Source organism: Hymenobacter setariae (genome assembly GCF_007713685.1).
Classification (GTDB): domain Bacteria; phylum Bacteroidota; class Bacteroidia; order Cytophagales; family Hymenobacteraceae; genus Hymenobacter; species Hymenobacter setariae.
Genome location: NZ_VMRJ01000005.1, coordinates 146,794 through 164,083, shown reverse-complemented (window position 1 = coordinate 164,083; position 17,290 = coordinate 146,794). Strand labels below are relative to the sequence as shown.

Here is a 17,290-nt window from a genome sequence, read left to right as displayed (position 1 = left end):
TCTTCATGTCCAAACCTCTTTACCTAGCTACGGCGCTACTGTTAGCAAGCGCCGCCGTAGCCCAGCCTACCGTGCCCACCCCGGCCGGCGCCACCAAAGTAAAAACCAAGCATAAGCGCGGCCAAGCCGATGCGGCTACTACCACTGCCCCGATGGCCGCTGGGGCCGCTAGCGCCACCGACTACTCGCTGCCCTATGCTGCCAGCATCACGCCTGAGGGGTTAAAAACTGACCTCGACGTACTGGCTTCGGATGCTTACGAAGGCCGCGAAACCGGTAAGAAAGGTCAGAAAATGGCCGCCGACTACATTGCCAAGGCCTTCGCGGCCGATGGACTGGCCGGCCCAGTCCAAGGCTCGGACAACCCGTATTTGCAGCATTTTACGATGAACCGCGTGAGCATCGACCCGGCTTCGGCCATTCAGGTGGGCGGCAAAACGTACACGCAAGGCAAGGACTTTTACGTGCTATTACCGGGTGGCCTGATAGGTTCTACGGCTCCTTTAAAGCCCACCTTCGCGGGCTACGGCATTAAGGAAGCCAACTACTCCGATGCCACTCCTGCACCGGGCGGCGACCTAGTGGTACTACTAGGCCAGCCCCTCAATAAGACCGGGCAGCCGCTGCTAGGCGCAACCAGCGCGTATGGTGCCAGCGGCCTGCCAGCCCTGACGGCCCGCACCGGCGCCCTGCGCGCCGCACGGCCAAAATCGGTCTTTTTGGTGGCCCCCACGGCGGCAGCGTTTGCACAAACTCCCAAGGACTATGCTCAGCTACTCGGCCAGGAGCAGTTGGAGTTTACCGACCAGCCAACCCAAGGTGGACTCGGTATTGTGCTGGTATCGCCGGCCCTAGGCGCCGCCCTACTAGGTACTACTCCGGCTGGCCTCACCAAGTACGAGAAGGGCGTAACTGCCGCCGGCAAGCCCATTGCTGGTGAGTTCAAGCCTGCCTCTACCAATGTGCAGCTCAAGCAAAAGAAGGAGCCCTTTACCACTGAAAACGTGCTGGGCTACCTCGAAGGTGGCGACAAGAAAGACGAGGTAGTGGTAGTATCGGCCCACTACGACCACCTAGGTATCAAAGATGGCGTGGTCTACAATGGAGCCGACGACGATGGTTCGGGCACGGTGAGCGTGTTGGCTATGGCGCGGGCCTTCACCCAGGCTAAAAAGGACGGGCACGGCCCGCGGCGCAGCATCCTATTCTTGGCCAACGTGGGCGAGGAAGAGGGCCTGCTGGGCTCGCAGTACTACACCGACCACCCCATCTTCCCGCTGGCCAATACCGTCACCGACCTCAACATCGACATGGTGGGCCGCGTGGACAGCCTGCACCAGGGCAAGGGCGACTACCTCTACCTGGTGGGCGCCGACCGACTGAGCACGGAGCTAAACACGCTGAGCGAGGCTACCAACCAGCAGTACCAGCCGATAGCGCTCGACTACAAGTACAACGCCCCCGACGACCCCGAGCACATTTACGAGCGCTCGGACCACTACAACTTCGCTAAGCACAACGTGCCGATTATATTCTACACCAGCGGCTTGCACCCCCAGTACCACAAAGCCACCGACGACGTGGCCCTGATTGACTTTCCGGCCATGGCCCGGCGCGACCAGCTCATCTTCCACACCGCCTGGGCCGTGGCCAACCGCGACCAGCGCATACTGGTCGATGAGAAATTTCGCGCTACTGGCTTTGTGCCCTCGGCCACTGACCTCGACCGCTACGTGGGCACCTACGCCAGCGCGCAGATTCCGCTCAAAGTCACGTTTACTAAAGACGGCACCACTCTGAAGGCACAGGCCACCGGCCAGCCCGCCTTCGCGCTGGAGCCCGTGAGCCAAGGCATTTTCAAGTTCGACCAGGCGCAAATTCGGGTGGAGTTTGACCCAGCCAAGCCCAGCTTCACGCTCAAGCAGGGCGGCGGCAGCTTCGTATTTACCAAAGAGTAGCGCCTCGACTTGCACCTAGGGTTACTTCCAACTTTTTAGCGGACCTTCACCGGCTGCCAGCTCACCAATGGGCTGGCAGCTTTTCGTTTAGCCCTTCCGTTTCCGATGCGTCCTTTTTACTACCTAGGAGCCCTACTACTGCTAGCGGCGAGTGCCAGCGTGGCGCAGCCCACCCGGCCGGTCCCCAAACCCAAGCGCCTGCTCGCCGCCCCCGACTGGTCGGTGCTCTACGCCGCCCGCATTACGCCCCAGGAGCTGCGGCAAGACCTGACGGTGCTGGCCTCCGATGCCTACGAAGGCCGCGGCACCGGCCAAAAAGGCCAGAAGATGGCCGCCACCTACCTCGCCAAGGCCTTTGCCGCTGCTGGTCTGACGGGCCCGGTACCAAACTCCGACAATCCCTATTGGCAGCATTTCAAGCTGCACCGCGTGGGCCTGGATTCGGCTTCGTCCATAAAGATTGGGACCCGGACGTTCGTGCTGAACAAGGATTTTTACGTCATCCTGCGCGACCCTGCGGCGGCAATGGCCACCATTCAGCCCACGTTTGTAGGCTACGGTATCAGCACCCCGGCCTTCGCCGATTTCGCGGCCAATGCTCCCGACTTGCAGCACAAAGACTTAGTGCTGCTATTGGGCGAGCCTCAAACCAAAGCTGGCCAGCCGCTACTAAGCCAAAACGGCCAGCCTAGCCCCTACGGCACCGCGGGCATCGCCGAAATGGGAGCGCGCAGCCCAGCGCTCCGGTCGCTGGCGCCACGCGCTACGTTTCGCATCATGCCCAGCGCGGCGGCCTTCGCTCGCGTGCTGCAAGACTATCCTTTTATGTTTGGGCAAGGGCCCGACGACCAGATAACCTTTCCTGGTGAGCCGCAGTCCTCCCCAACCGGCCCAGGCAGTAACGTTTTTTTCCTTTCGCCCGAGATGGGGGCCGCGCTGCTCGGCACCACCCCCGCCGGCCTGGCGCAGTACCAGCAGGCCGTAGCCGCCGCTGGCAAACCCGTGGCGCCAGCCTTTCAGCCAGGGCCCATCGAGCTGCGGATAGCGAACCGAGCGGACGATTTCACCACCGAAAACGTGCTGGGCTACCTCGAAGGCACCGACAAGAAAAACGAAGTGCTAGTGCTGTCGGCGCACTACGACCACATCGGCCGCAAAAATGGCGTGGTATATAACGGGGCCGACGACGACGGCTCGGGCACGGTGAGCGTGCTAGCCATGGCCCGCGCCTTTGCCCAGGCCAAGAAGGCCGGGCACGGCCCGCGCCGCAGCATCCTATTCCTGGCCAACGTGGGCGAAGAAGCAGACCTGCTGGGCTCGCGCTACTACACCGACCACCCTATTTTCCCGCTGGCCAATACCGTGGCCGACCTGCACCTCGACATGGTGGGCCGCGTCGATAGCGTGCACCAGGGCCAGGGCGACTACCTCTACCTGATAGGCGACAACTGGCTTTCCGGCGAGCTGCGTGCACTGAGCGAAGCTACCAACCAGCGCTACCAGCACCTAGGGCTCGATTATAAATACAACTCCATCGCTGAGCCCAGCCATCTCTACTACCGCTCCGACCACTACAACTTTGCCAAGCACCGGGTGCCGGTCATTTTCTACGCCAGTGGCTTCCACGCCGACTACCACCAGCCCACCGACGACGTGGAGAAAATCGACTTTCCGGCCCTCACGCGCCGCACCCAACTCATCTTTCACACCGCCTGGGCCGTGGCTAACCGCGCCACTCGCCCGGCCCTCTCGGCCCAGTATCGCCCTACTGGTTATGTCGCTGCCCCTACTGACTTAGCCCGTTATGAGGGTATCTACAGCAGTACTCAGCTGCCCTTCAAAATTACAATTAAGAAGGGCAGCGCCGTGCTCACGGCCCAACCCACGCGTCAGTCGCCGCTGCTACTTGCGGCCATAAGCCCCGGCGTATTTGCCTGCGCCGAAGCTGGGCTGCGCTTCCAGTTCGCGCCCGACAAGCCAACATTTGCCCTGCTCGAAAACGGCAAGAACTATATCTTCACAAAAGATTAGCTGTGCTTTAGTCAGTTAGCGCCGAAAACTGATACCTAGGAAATACTCCCTATCGACGGAGTGCGTGAGGGGCATGTGCGCGCCGAAGTCGAGCTGCACGTTGTCGGAGATGTCGAGCTGCGGCCCTAGGTTCACCGAGCTGCGCCAGTTGGCTTGGCGGGTGTCCCAGTAGCCCACCACTTCCACGAAGGCCTGCACGAGCTTGTTGAACTGGTAGTCGGTAGTGACAGTGGGCGTGAGCTGGTAGAAGTGCTGGCCGGCGTCGGGGTCGAAGAAATAGTTATTGGCCACCTGGCCGCCCACGCTCCAGGTTTTGGTGCACTGAAATACGCCGGTGAGCGTGAGGCCGGGCTCGTAGCCGCCGTCGCCCACGGGGCCGCCGGTGGGTAGCTGCACGTAGCCCACTAGGCCTAGGGCCCCGCGGCTATCGTCGTCACCCACCAAGGTGTGCTTGAGGCGCAGCGTGATGTCGCCCACGCCCCGGTACAATTTGTTTTGGTCAAACGGGCTGCCGCCCTGGCTGTCGTCGAAGTTGTGCGAGTAGGTATACGTATCGAGCGCCACCTGAAAATCGGTGCGGTCGGTGAGGCCGATTTTCGCCAAAAAGTGGTTCACGTACCAGTCGTGGCCGTGCTGCGGCCCCTCGTGGCGCGTGAGCAGGCGCAGCACGTCGGTCTCATACTGAAAGTGGCCCGCATCGACCGAGTACGGACTTTCGGTGATGCCAGGGCGGTCGGGCACCATGGGGCGCATGTACTTGCGCGGCGTGGGGTTGAAGAGCGTGTAGTGGCTCTTATCCACGTCGATGGTATCGTTGAGCAACTTGTTTGATTGAGCCAGTGCCGGGCTAGCCATCATTAATGCCCCTAGGCAGCCCGCATAAAAATGGCGCATAGAACAACGTAAAAAAAGGTAATAGCCCGCATACGCAGCCCACTGCGCAGTGACTGAGCGTGACTACTGGCTCCACACCAGTCTTTCCCGGCGTGCTGCCGGGCGCGGCGGCAGCGCGCCCCAGCATCCTGGCCGTACCTTCGTCGTATAAGGCAAAAATTCATCAAAAATCCATGTTCAGCGTGTTCCCTTCCGTTCGTTATACCTTCTTGCTGAGCTTGCTGCTGGCCCTGGGCACAGCCGCTTGCGGTAAGAAGCCCGACGGCACGCCCTACGGCGTAGACCCCGCCCGACTGCCCGAAGGCCGCCGGAAGGCGCATCCGACTACGCTTATTTATAAAAAGGATATGCCGAAAGGCGCCGAGATGAGCGCCGTCACCAACGCCGCCAAAACGGGCCAGCCCACCAGCGCGCAGCCGCTGAGCCCGCCCACCCGCTAGCCCCCTAGGGCGGCAGGTAGTCGGCCCCAAAACCTACCTTTGCGCCGTAATGGAAAAACCCAGCATCCCGCAAGGCACCCGCGATTTTGGCCCGGCCCAAGTGGCGCGCCGCCAATATATTTTTAATGTTATCCGGCGCACGTTCGAAACGTTTGGCTATGCGCCGCTCGAAACGCCGACCCTAGAGAACCTCTCGGTGCTAACTGGCAAGTACGGCGACGAGGGCGACCAGCTGCTGTTTAAAGTCCTGAACTCGGGCAACTTCCTGGTAAAGGAGCGCCGCGGCGAAATCACACCGCTCGTGACGGCCGAGGACCTCGACGCCGGCCACAAAGCTGTGCTGCCGAAGATTGCTGAGAAAGGCCTGCGCTACGACCTCACCGTGCCCTTTGCTCGCTACGTAGCCATGAACCGCGGCACGCTCACCTTCCCCTTCCGCCGCTACCAGATGCAGCCCGTGTGGCGCGCCGACCGCCCCCAGCGCGGGCGCTACCGCGAGTTCTGGCAGTGCGACGCCGACGTGGTGGGTACCGACTCGCTGCTTTGCGAGGCCGAAATCGTGCTGATGATGGCGCAAGTATTCAACGGCTTGGGTCTAACCGATTTTACTATTAAAATCAACCACCGCGGGGTGCTGCGCAACATTTACCAAGCCTTAGGTGGCGAGGGCAATGAAACAGACCTCTTTGTGGCCATCGACAAGCTCGACAAAATCGGGCGCGATGGCGTGAGCAAGGAGCTGCTCGAAAAAGGCTTTTCGGAGCCGACTATCGACACGCTATTTGAGCTGCTAAACGTGGCCGGCAGCTACCCCGAAAAGCTGTCGCGCCTGCTGGCCGGCTTCGTGACCGCGGGCGTGGAGCCCGACGGCCTGCGCCCCGGCGCCGACAGCGAAGATGAAAGCACAGCCTTCTATAAAGGGTTGAATGAGCTGGCTGAGGTACGCGATATTTTGCAGGCCTCGGGCTTCACGCAGTTCGACCGGCTGGAGTTTGACCCCACGCTAGCGCGCGGGCTGAGCTACTACACCGGCTGCATTTTCGAGGTGAAAATCAACAACGTGCAGATGGGCAGCGTGAGTGGTGGCGGCCGCTACGACAACCTCACTGGCTCGTTTGGGCTGCCGGGCGTGTCGGGCGTGGGCTTCTCGTTTGGCGTAGACCGCCTCTACGACTGCCTCGAAAGCTTGGACCTCTTCACCGAAACCGGCGAAACGCCCACCCGCGTGCTGCTCACGCACTTCGACGCGGCCAGTGGCCGGGCGGCCCTACCGCTGCTGGCCGAGTTACGCGCCGCGGGCATCCCGGCCGAGCTGTACCCCGACGCCAGCAAGCTGCAAAAGCAGTTTAAGTATGCCGATGCCAAGGGCATTCCGCTGGTCGTTATCCTAGGTCCCGAGGAACTAGCGGCGGGCGTGGCGAAGATTAAAATTCTACAAACCGGCGAAGAACGCACGCTGCCACTAGGCGAAGTAGTGGGGGCGCTGACGGTATAATCCTAGCTATTCACAGCCAGTAGCGCGGGCTTTTAGTTTGCGAGTGGGTAGTTGCTGCTCACTCGCAAACTAAAAGCCCGCGCTACTATTTAATGATGGTACAATAAGCCTTGCCGCTAGCTTCTTTTATGCCTTATCTCTATCTCGACGAGCCACTTACACTATCCACCCTGGCCGCACTACTGCGCAGCCCAGAAGCCGTGCGCCTGCAGCCCAACGCTGCTAGTCCCTCGCCCGCTGACCCAACCGCTAAAAGCTTAGCGCCGGCCTCGGCGGCTGGCTTGCTCACTGCCCTAGCCGCGGGTACTGGCCCCGAGCTACCGGCTGCGCTGGTACGCCGGATGCTGCTACTGGCGGCCCACCGCCTAGGTCGGACCGATGCGGCCGCAGAGCCGGTAGTGCGGCGCTTGCTCGACTTCTACAGCCGCGAGGTGTGGCCGGTGGTATACGAGCAGGGCTCACTAGGCGCCGGCCACGACCAAGTACCGCTGGCGCACCTGGGGCTGCCCTTGGCCGGTTTGGGTGAGGTCAACTACCAAGGCTACCGCCTAGCCGCGGCCGACGTGCTGGGGCTGTTTGGCTGGGAGCCGCCGCAGCTAACGCCCACCCTAGCCCTAGGTCTACTGAGCGGCAGCGACTTTACTCTAGCCTACGCCACAGAAGCGCTAGAGCGGGCTGACCACTTGCTCCGCGCTGCCGCGGTGGTGGGCGCATTAGCAACCATTTCCGCCCACCTCGACGACCTGCTAGCTGATGCTCGGCAAGCCATTGAGGCTGCCTGCAATGCCACCCCGCCCGCCTTTACCTCCCCTACAGAGCTACTGACAACCAGCCTACCGGCCAGCGCCTTAGACCGTGCTCTTGCGCAGCTAACGCACGCGGCAGCGCAGGTAGGCGCCCAAGCTGCCCAGCGCACGGCGGCACTAATAACGCAGTCGGGGCACCTAGCCGCCGAGCCGTCGCAACAGCTTGGGCTGCTGGCTCTACCTAGGGTAGCGGCCAGCTTAGTGCAACAGTGTGGGGGCTGGACCGATGCGGGCGATGCTCGCCAACCTCTACAAGGTGCCGCCGCTGCCCAAGAAGCCCGCCGCATAGTCGAGCTGGCTGAGCAGATGCTAGGCATCGAGCTACTAGCCGCCGCCCAGGCGCTCGACTTACGCGAGCTAGCTGGGGGCGACCTAGGGCTCGTGCTTAGCCCTGCCTTGACGCAGGCGGTGGCGGCCTTCCGCCAACACGTTACCTTCGCGGCGCACGACCGGGTGCTGGCTCCCGACTTGCACCGGGCGGCGCGCTTTGTGCGCGAGCATGCCTGGGCACAAGAATAGAAGCCGCCCCTGCGTTGTGCTGCTGGTTATGAAAAAACTTTCCGCTTCTTTGGGGCTGCCGCGCCTGGGTTTACTGCTGCTCTTGTGGCTATCGGCCCTGGCCGCGCGCAGCCAAAACGCCTGCCCTACCCCACCCCCAGCCAGCTGCCCCGAGCCTTTTCGGGTGGTAGATGCTGGCACGGGCCAGGAGGTGCGCACCCTCACGGTGGGCTGCCCGGTGCGCTTTGTGCAGTCGGCCTGCCGGCCGGCCACCCGGTCCGACCTACTTTACTACCAGGTTGTGAAGGGCAGCAACGCCGTTCCGCCTAGCTGCCTACCCACCACGCAGGCGGGTGTTACGACCTATACGCCCACCGCCGCCGACGTGGGGCCAGTGACAGTATTTGAGCTTTCCAACCCCGACCCTAGCTCGGGCACGGGCGGCGCGGGCGTGGCCTACATTCGCAATTACCAAGTGGTATCGCCCACGCCGCCCGGCTTCACGGTGGCGGCCTGCGCCAACAACACGGCGCTAATTACGCTACTCAATTCGGGCTACGACCAATACACCGTGCGGGTAAACGGCGGGGCGGCGCAGCCACTTACCACGCAGCCGGTGACCATTGTGCCGGGCGGAACCAATACCTTTTTGGTGACGGGCAGCGTGGCGGGCAGCTCGTGCACCCAAAGCACCAGCCTCACCCTGACCTTGCCGGTGGCCCAGCCGCCGGTGCTGGCGCGCCTCACCCGCACGGGGTCCGCAGCTAGCGGTGGGCCCGCCCAGTTTTCGCTGGCCCAAATACCCGCGGGCTTCACCTACACCTTGCAGGCCCAAACCGCTGGCCAACCTTACCAGAATGTGCCGGGCACGCCGGCCAATATCGGCTCGCCCGTGGCGGGGTTTGAGGTTGGCCAAGTGCCCCCGGGCCGCTATCGCCTACTGCGCACCGATGCCTGCGGCAATACGGCGGCGTCGGCCGAACTACCGACCCTAGGGCTGAGCGGCACGGCCGACAACGGACGCAACACGCTCACCTTCGACCTTTACGGAGGGGCTACCGCCGTAAGCTACTCGCTGGCTCGCAATGATGGCGTGGCGCTTCCGCTGGCGGGCTCAGCTACTACCTACGTCGATGCCAACGTGCAGTGCGGCACAGTTTACACGTACCGCCTCACCGCCACGCTGCCGGGCGGCCAAACGGTGTCGAACCCCCTCACCCTTACTGCTCAATCATCTACCCCACCGCCCACGCCGCTGCTGGTGGCCTCGTTTGACCTCCGCAACCGGGTGGTGTTGACGGCCACGCCCGGCGCAAGCGCCACCACCTTTGGCGCCGGCGGACAGCTGACTATCAGTAAGCAGGCGGGTGGGGCGGCGCCAGTGGCCTACGCCCCGCTGCGCACCGGCCGCACGGGCGCGGCCAGCCTCAGCCTGCGCGATTCGACCGCCCTAGGTACGCTGCTGGCCGCGCCACCCTGCTACACGGCTACGCTGCGCGATACCTGCGGCAATGTCTCGGCCGCGAGCCCATCGTCGTGCCCGGCCTTGCTGACGGTGGAAGCCGCCGACCCCGAGGGGCAAACGGCCCGGCTGCGCTGGTCAGCGTTTCAAGGGCCCGGCGGCCCAGCCGTTGGGGCTACCTATCAGGTACTGACGCTGGCCGCCGATGGCACAGTGCTGGCCATCAGCGCGCCGCTCACTGGGCTCACCTATCTCGACTCGGCCCCGCCCCTCGACCGCCAGATTTTGCGCTACCGCGTGGTGGCTAGCGGCGCCGGCCTGCCTACGGGCGCCCTCAGTTACTCCAACGTGGGCACCCTCACGCGCCGGCCGCGGCTGGTGATGCCCACCGCCTTCACGCCCAACGGCGACGGCCTCAACGATGTGCTTGAGTTAAAAGGTAGATATTTGCAAAACTTCACCTTCATCGTCGTCGACCGCAACGGGCAGGAAGTGTTCCGCTCCACCGACCGCGCCCAAACCTGGGATGGCTCCATCAACGGCCATGCCCCGGTAAATGCGGCTTACGTATGGCGCTTCGACCTGCTGGGCGAAGACAACCAGCCTTTACGCCAAACCGGCACCATTACCATCCTTAAATAACCCTTCTCTTTTTCTCATGCCCGACCAAGACACTTCTAAAGCCGCCCGCTTCCAGGAAATCGCCGCCACGCTCGCCGAGCAAGGCTTCACTGTGGCCCAGCAGGACCAGACGCGCCCCTGGGGCGGTTTTTTCGTGATTGACGAAAGCCAGGCCCAGGCCTTTGCCGATAAGTATTTCGACGGCCGCTCGGTCGATGAACTGCGCATTTCGGGCAAGCTGAGCCCCAAGGTGCTGCTCGTGGCTCCCAACCAGCGCCTGAGCTGGCAGTACCACTTCCGCCGCGCCGAGATTTGGAAAGTAGTGCAGGGCCCCGTGGGCGTGGCCACCAGCCCTACCGACGAGGAAGGTGAAGTGAAATCGTACGAGCCGGGCGCCCTCATCGTGCTCAAGCAAGGCGAGCGCCACCGCCTGGTGGGCCTCGATGGCTGGGGCGTGATTGCCGAAATCTGGCAGCACACCGATGCCACCCAGCCCTCGGACGAGGACGATATCGTGCGTGTGCAAGATGATTTTGGCCGCTAGTCGCTAGTTGACGTAGACTAGCCCCATGAGAAAACGAGTGTTTTGCTTCCTTTAGGCCAGCAAAACACTCGTTTTCTTTGTTCTTAGAAAATCCCAGTTCTTACCGAGTACCAAACACTTTCTCTCATGTCATCCCCGAGCATTTCCCCGGCTACCTACCACCTAGGTCAGTACCAGGAGGCCATCACGGCCGAAATCAACGACCTGAACGCTAAGAATTTTACCGCCGGCTTCTGGCAGAAAGAGGCCACTTTGTGGACCGACAGCGCCGAAGGCCAAGAGAGCATCCGCAGCTTTATGGGTTGGACGCGCGTGGCCGAAACCATGCAGCAGGCTGTACCCGAAATCGAGGCGTTCGTAAAAGAGGTAAAAGAGGCTGGCTTTGAGCACGTAGTGGTGATGGGCATGGGCGGCAGCACCATGGCCCCAATTGTGTTCGAGAAGTCGTTTGAGCGCGCCAATGGTGGCCTGCCCATCTCGGTGCTCGACACCACCGACCCCGGCACTGTGCAGCAGATTGAGCAGTCGGTACCGCTCGACAAGACCTTGTTTATCGTGGCCAGTAAGTCGGGCACTACGGCCGAGCCGCTGGCTTTCGGCGATTATTTCTACGCCAAACTGAAAGAGATTAAAGGCGACAAGGCCGGCGAAAACTTCGTGGCCATCACCGACCCCGGCTCCAAGTTCGTGACCAACGCCACCAACGAGGGCTACCGCAAAATTTTCCTAAACTTCGCCGAGGTGGGCGGCCGCTTCTCGGCCCTCACCTATTTCGGCCTGGTGCCGGCCGCCCTCTACGGCATCAATATCGCTGAGCTGCTCGACCGCGCCGTGACCATGATGCGTGCCTGCGGCAGCGAAGGCGACGTGCAAGACAACCCCGGCCTGCAACTGGGCGCCACCATGGGCGTGCTCTCGAAGCAGGGCCGCGACAAGCTGACCCTGGTAGTACCCGACAAACTACACGACCTAGGTCTGTGGCTAGAGCAACTACTGGCCGAAAGCACCGGCAAAGAAGGCAAGGGCGTATTGCCCGTAGCCGGAGAGCCCCTGGGCACGCCCAAGGTTTATGGCCACGACCGCCTGTTCGTGTATGTGGGCTACGAAGACACCCCCGACACCGAAAACCGCAACAAGCTAAAGGCGCTGCAAGAAGCCGGCCACCCGGTGGTTATCATCCTCATGAAGGAGCCGCTCGACCTAGGCGCCGAGTTTTTCCGCTGGGAAGTGGGCACGGCCGTAGCCGGCGCCGTGCTGCGCATCAATCCCTTCGACCAGCCCAACGTGCAGGAAAGCAAAACTGCTACCGACCGCGTGATGAAAGTGGTGCAGGAACAGGGCCACCTGCCCGCCGGCCCCGCCGCTGCCGCCGAGGCCGATGGCGTGAGCTACTTCACCGATGCCAAAGGCGACGGCGCCGTGGGCACGCTGAAGGCCTTCTTCGCTCAGTCCAAAGCCGGCGACTTCGTGAACCTGCAAGCCTACCTCACCGAGTCGGATGCTATCAGCGCCGAGCTACAAGAGTTCCGCAAGCTGGTGCAGCAAAACCTGCACTTGGCCACTACCTCAGGCTACGGCCCGCGCTTCCTGCACTCGACCGGCCAGTACCACAAGGGCGGCCCCAACACGGGCTTGTTTGTGCAGTTCACGCACCAGAGCCCGGTTGAGTTACCGCTACCCGGCCGCTCCTACTCGTTCGGCACCTTCGAGAATGCTCAGGCCCAGGGCGACCTCGAAACCTTGCAGCAGTACAAGCGCCGCACCCTGCACATCGACCTAGGCGGCAACGCCGAGCAGACGCTGCCCAAAGTAGTAGCCGCCCTGAAAGAGGCGCTAGCTAAGTAAGCCCTAGGCTCTCCAAAAAAGCCGCTGCGGCCCCTGGTGTTCCCGGGTGGCGGCAGCGTCTTTTTTTATGGTCAAATCAGTAAACCGATGGGGTCCGCTGGCACTAGTTTAACTCAGGGCTGAACTGGCGCCAGCAACGGACAGCGACGCTACTTTTTGACAAAAGCGTAATCCTAAGCTAATCAACGCGTCATAGACTAAGTAGAATTTTGAGCCAGTACTACCGCGTATTCATTCCGGGGCAGTGCTGGCGGCTATGCGTATTCTCACGGCTTGGCAAAAATGGGTGACTCGCGATGCCCTCTACGTGGTGCTTCAACTAGCTTGGTGGCTGGTCGATGGCACCGCCCTAGGTGGCCTGCGCTCGGCTTTTCGGGGTAGTGCGCGCTGCGCGGGCCGGGCGGCGGTGCGGCCCCGGCGCATCAAGGCCTCGCCCTACCCTAGCGCTGCCTTATGAAGGCTACGCCCGTACTAGCTGCCCGGCGGCCCAAGCGGCGCCGGGTGCAGGTGGCCGTCATCAGCGACGTGCACCTGGGCACCTATGGCTGCCACGCGCCCGAACTGCTGCGCTACCTCAAAAGCATTCGGCCCGAGGTGCTGGTGCTGAATGGCGACATTGTAGACATCTGGCAGTTCTCGAAAAACTACTGGCCGCCGGCCCACATGCGGGTGGTGCGCCACCTAGCCGCCCGCGCCGCCAAGGGCACCAAAATCTACTACCTCACCGGCAACCACGACGAGCTACTGCGCAAATTCGCGGGCCTCAAGCTGGGCAACTTTCATCTCGACAATAAGCTGGTACTCGACCTGCCGCACGGGCGCACCTGGCTGTTTCACGGCGACGTGTTCGACGTGACCATGCGCCACGCGCGCTGGCTGGCCAAGCTCGGCGGCAAGGGCTACGACCTGCTCATCTTGCTCAATCGCTTCGCTAACTTCTTGCTTACCAAGGTTGGGCGCCCTAGGGTAGCCCTGTCGAAGTTGGTGAAGGAACGCGTAAAAACGGCCGTGGCCGCCATTACCAACTTCGAGCAAACCGCCGCCGACATCGCGGCCGATGAGGGCTACCAGTACGTGGCCTGCGGCCACATTCACCAGCCCGAAATCAAGACGCTGACCACCGAGAAAGGACCCGTTACCTACCTCAACTCCGGCGACTGGGTCGAAAACCTGACGGCCTTGGAGTACACTGCCGAGGCAGGCTGGCAGCTCTACCACTACCACCAGGACCTAGGGCTACCCCCCACTACCGAAGCCCTCCCCGACCCTACCGACCTCGCCGCCGATGCCGACGCGGCTACCCTGCTGCAAGGGCTGCTGGCCGAATTTAAGTTAAAATGAAAACCAGTTGTCGTTGCGAGGAGGCACGACGAAGCAATCTTTCCTTCACGTTAGCTAACGTAAGCAAAGCAGTTTAAGGAAAGATTGCTTCGTCGTACCTCCTCGCAATGACAGCATCTAGTAAATGAGAATACTGTATGCCATCCAGGGCACCGGCAATGGCCACCTTAGCCGCGCCCTCGATATAGTGCCACTGCTGCAAAGCCGCTGCGAGCAACTCGACATCTTGGTGAGTGGGCCGCCCGCCGACCTTTCGCTGCCCTTCGAGGTGCGCTACCAGGCGCGGGGCATGGGGTTTTTGTTTGGCAAAAAGGGTGGTATCAATTTTGTCAAGACGTTTCAGCAGTTCAACTCGGCGCGCTTTGTGCACGAGATACGGCACCTGCCTGTGCGCGACTACGACTTAGTTATCAGCGATTTTGAGCCCGTATCGAGTTGGGCGTGCCGGCTGCGGAGCGTGCCCTGCGTGGCCTTGAGCCACCAGAGCGCCGTGCTGCACCCCGCCGCCCCGCGCCCCAAGTCCGAAGACCCCGCCGGCCGGGCCGTGCTGCGCCACTACGCGCCTAGCACGGCGCAGTACGGCTTTCATTTCCAAGCCTATGCGCCGGGCATTGCCACGCCCGTCATTCGGCAGCAAGTGCGCGCCCTAAAGCCTACCAACGACGGCCACTACACCGTGTACCTGCCGGCCTTTGAGGAGGCTACCCTAGTAACTCAACTGCGCTACCTGAGCCGGCGCACCCGCTGGGAGGTTTTCAGCAAGCACAGCCAAGTACCTGCCACCCACGGCAATGTGCGCGTGTGGCCGGTAAGCGGGCCAGCCTTTCTCGACAGCTTGGCGCGGGCCGAGGGCGTGCTCTGTGGGGCTGGCTTCGAAACGCCGGCCGAGGCGCTATTCTTGGGCAAAAAGCTGCTGGCCGTGCCCATGAAGCAGCAATACGAGCAGCAATGCAACGCCGCCGCGCTGGCTAAGATGGGCGTGCCTATTATCAAAAATCTCAAGCACAAAAGCCTGGCCGTAGTCGATGACTGGCTGTGGCAAGGCCAGCCCGTGCCCGTGCACTACCCCGACCAAACTGCCGCCATTATCGACCGATTGCTGCACGAGCAGCGGCCGGCCGTTGTTCCTTCTCGGGCTACCCTTGCGTAGCCTGCCGTTGCCCATGCCTATCGTTTTAGATTCTGTGCCGGCCGACGCCCTGCCGGCTGCCTTCTTCCCGCCCACCACGCCCGCCGATTTTAGCCGCGCCGACTTCGGCCCTAGGTTCTACTGGGGCGCCTCCACAGCCGCGTACCAGACCGAGGGCGCGTGGCAGCACCAGGGCAAGGAGGCCAGCATTTGGGACGATTTTACGCGCCGCAAGGGCGTTATTCAGCGCGGGGAGCATGGGCGCGTGGCCACCGATTTTTACCACCGCTACGAGCAGGACTTGGACCTAGCTCAGGCAATGGGGCTCACTGACTTTCGGTTCTCGGTATCGTGGCCTAGGGTGCTGCCCAAGGGCGTGGGCGCCACCAACCGCCGTGGGCTCGACTTCTACGACCGGCTGGTCGATGCCTGCCTCGAACGCGAGCTACGTCCCTGGCTCACGCTCTACCACTGGGACTTGCCCAGCGCCCTGCAAGCCCGCGGCGGCTGGACCAACCGCAGCATCGTGGGCTGGCTGGCCGACTACGCCGCCACTATGGCCCACCACCTCGGCGACCGCGTAGGCCATTGGCTGGTGCTCAACGAGCCCATGGCGTTTGTGGGGGCTGGGCACCTATTGGGCGTGCACGCGCCGGGGCGGCGGCACCTAGGGGCCTTTTTGGCGGCGGCCCACCACGCTACGCTGGCCCAGGCCGAGGGCGGCCGGGCGCTGCGGGCTGCATTGCCCGCCTCGGCCCAGATTGGTACCACGTTTTCGTGCTCGTACCTCACGCCGCAGCGGCCCGACTCGGCCCGCGATGTGGCCGCCACCCGCCGCGCCGATGCCGTGCTCAACCGCTTTTTTGTGGAGCCCACCCTCGGCCTAGGCTACCCCACCGAGGAGCTGCCGGCCCTGCGCTGGCTGCTGGCCCGCTACCAGCAGCCCGGCGATGAGGCGCGCCTAGCGTTCGATTTCGACTTTTGGGGCGTGCAGAATTACACCCGTGAGGTGGTGCGCTTTTCGCCGTGGCTGCCGCCGCAGTGGGCCAAGCTAGTGCCCGCCCGACAGCGCGGCGTGGCCTGCACCGACATGGACTGGGAGGTGTACCCCGAATCGATTTATCACATGCTCAAGCAGTTTTCGGCCTACGAGAACGCCCCGCCGCTGGTCGTGACCGAGGCGGGCGCAGCTTTCCCCGATACCTGCGCGGGGGGCCGGGTGGCCGACCATGCCCGCCGCGCCTACCTGCGGGCAGCCATCGGCCAAACGCTGCGGGCCCAGCGCGAGGGCGTGCCGGTCGAGGGCTTCTTTGCGTGGTCACTTACTGATAACTTTGAGTGGGCCGCGGGCTACGGGCCGCGCTTTGGGCTGATACACATTGACTACGAAACCCAACAGCGTACCTTAAAAGACTCGGGCCACTGGTACCGGCAGTTTTTGACCGCCCCGCACCTAGCGCGGCGCAACTAGCGGCGGACGGCCCACGTTTCAGGGGCGGTTCATCTTTTACCGCTACTCCCGTGAAAGCCAACGAAATAATCTTCCGCCAGAATCGCATCGTGTATACACTGATGATAGTACTGGCCGGCCTAGGTCTGCTGTGGGGCTTCTGGGACCGCCAGCACAAGGCCGCGCAGGCGTCGCCTACTTCGGCCGCGCCCGCGGCACCCGTCCGCCCGGCGGCTACCGCCACCTTCTCCCGATGAACTTCTACGGGTAGCCGTTGTTTTTTGGGCTACGCTTACCTCCGGCGTTCGGCGGCGGTTGCGTTACCTTTGTTTTTTGGCACCTAGGGCTTTCTAGGCTGCCTTTTTCTATTTCTTACCAGCGCACCGAAGCAGCGGCTCGCCACTTGCTTCGGCTTGCGCATCAGTAGCATACGACTATGGCATTCGACATGATGGGCATGATGGGCAAGGTAAAAGAGCTGCAAGACAAGATGCAGCAGGCCCAAACGCAGCTCCAGCACATTACCGCCACCGGCGAAGCGGGCGGCGGCCTTGTAAAAGCCACGGCCAATGGCCACCGCCACCTAGTAAAGCTCGACATTGACCCTTCGCTACTGACTCCGGAAGACCGCGAAATGCTGCCCGACCTCGTGGTAGCGGCCACCAACAAAGCTTTGGACGCCGCCGCCGAGTTGGCCCGCCAAGAAATGCAGCGCCAGACCAGCGGCCTGCTCCCCAACATTCCGGGCCTCGACCTGAGCAACTTTGGCGGCTAGC

General features: G+C 62.6%; 15 protein-coding genes. 14 read left to right on the top strand and 1 reads right to left on the bottom strand.

Annotated features, from left to right (window positions below; translation table 11 throughout):
* The first annotated feature begins 5 nt into the window (after positions 1-5).
* Positions 6-1,958, top strand: a complete 1,953-nt coding sequence (locus tag FNT36_RS19335; protein WP_144851137.1) for a M28 family peptidase — start codon at positions 6-8, stop codon at positions 1,956-1,958.
* Between the two features lie 105 nt (positions 1,959-2,063).
* A complete protein-coding gene (locus FNT36_RS19330; protein WP_233636070.1) occupies positions 2,064-3,989 on the top strand; it encodes a M28 family peptidase in 1,926 nt (641 codons plus the stop codon).
* Positions 3,990-4,004: 15 nt separating this feature from the next.
* Here the strand turns inward: FNT36_RS19330 and FNT36_RS19325 are convergent, their stop codons facing one another.
* Positions 4,005-4,883 (bottom strand): transporter, encoded by an 879-nt coding sequence (locus FNT36_RS19325; protein ID WP_144851135.1) that lies wholly within the window; start codon positions 4,881-4,883, stop codon positions 4,005-4,007.
* 59 nt (positions 4,884-4,942) lie between these two features.
* Here FNT36_RS19325 and FNT36_RS19320 point away from each other — a divergent pair, with 59 nt between their 5' ends.
* The 12 genes from FNT36_RS19320 to FNT36_RS19265 all read left to right on the top strand — a co-directional run bounded on the left by FNT36_RS19320 (position 4,943) and on the right by FNT36_RS19265 (position 17,289).
* Positions 4,943-5,323 (top strand): hypothetical protein, encoded by a 381-nt coding sequence (locus tag FNT36_RS19320; protein WP_144851134.1) that lies wholly within the window; start codon positions 4,943-4,945, stop codon positions 5,321-5,323.
* Positions 5,324-5,372: 49 nt separating this feature from the next.
* Entirely contained in the window at positions 5,373-6,818 is a 1,446-nt protein-coding gene (gene hisS / locus FNT36_RS19315; RefSeq protein WP_144851132.1) for a histidine--tRNA ligase, read from the top strand.
* A gap of 128 nt (positions 6,819-6,946) precedes the next feature.
* The gene (locus FNT36_RS19310) at positions 6,947-8,143 is read left to right on the top strand and encodes an aromatic amino acid lyase (protein ID WP_144851130.1); all 1,197 of its coding nucleotides are present in this window, start codon (positions 6,947-6,949) and stop codon (positions 8,141-8,143) included.
* Positions 8,144-8,171: 28 nt separating this feature from the next.
* Entirely contained in the window at positions 8,172-10,226 is a 2,055-nt protein-coding gene (locus FNT36_RS19305; protein ID WP_233636069.1) for a T9SS type B sorting domain-containing protein, read from the top strand.
* A gap of 16 nt (positions 10,227-10,242) precedes the next feature.
* Positions 10,243-10,749, top strand: coding sequence for a cupin domain-containing protein (locus FNT36_RS19300; protein ID WP_144851126.1), 507 nt, complete (start codon positions 10,243-10,245; stop codon positions 10,747-10,749).
* A 126-nt stretch (positions 10,750-10,875) separates the two neighbouring features.
* The gene (locus tag FNT36_RS19295) at positions 10,876-12,594 is read left to right on the top strand and encodes a hypothetical protein (RefSeq protein WP_144851125.1); all 1,719 of its coding nucleotides are present in this window, start codon (positions 10,876-10,878) and stop codon (positions 12,592-12,594) included.
* A 256-nt stretch (positions 12,595-12,850) separates the two neighbouring features.
* The gene (locus tag FNT36_RS19290) at positions 12,851-13,051 is read left to right on the top strand and encodes a hypothetical protein (protein WP_144851123.1); all 201 of its coding nucleotides are present in this window, start codon (positions 12,851-12,853) and stop codon (positions 13,049-13,051) included.
* On the top strand, positions 13,048-13,935 hold the full coding sequence (locus FNT36_RS19285) for a UDP-2,3-diacylglucosamine diphosphatase (protein ID WP_144851121.1): 888 nt from the start codon (positions 13,048-13,050) through the stop codon (positions 13,933-13,935). Before FNT36_RS19290 ends, FNT36_RS19285 begins: the two co-directional genes overlap by 4 nt.
* 124 nt (positions 13,936-14,059) lie before the next feature.
* Complete coding sequence (locus FNT36_RS19280; RefSeq protein ID WP_144851119.1) at positions 14,060-15,085, top strand: glycosyltransferase family protein; 1,026 nt, start codon at positions 14,060-14,062, stop codon at positions 15,083-15,085.
* A gap of 13 nt (positions 15,086-15,098) precedes the next feature.
* On the top strand, positions 15,099-16,535 hold the full coding sequence (locus tag FNT36_RS19275; protein WP_144851116.1) for a GH1 family beta-glucosidase: 1,437 nt from the start codon (positions 15,099-15,101) through the stop codon (positions 16,533-16,535).
* Positions 16,536-16,585: 50 nt separating this feature from the next.
* Complete coding sequence (locus FNT36_RS19270; protein ID WP_144851114.1) at positions 16,586-16,771, top strand: hypothetical protein; 186 nt, start codon at positions 16,586-16,588, stop codon at positions 16,769-16,771.
* 179 nt (positions 16,772-16,950) lie between these two features.
* The gene (locus tag FNT36_RS19265; RefSeq protein WP_144851112.1) at positions 16,951-17,289 is read left to right on the top strand and encodes a YbaB/EbfC family nucleoid-associated protein; all 339 of its coding nucleotides are present in this window, start codon (positions 16,951-16,953) and stop codon (positions 17,287-17,289) included.
* The last annotated feature ends 1 nt before the right edge of the window (position 17,290 follow it).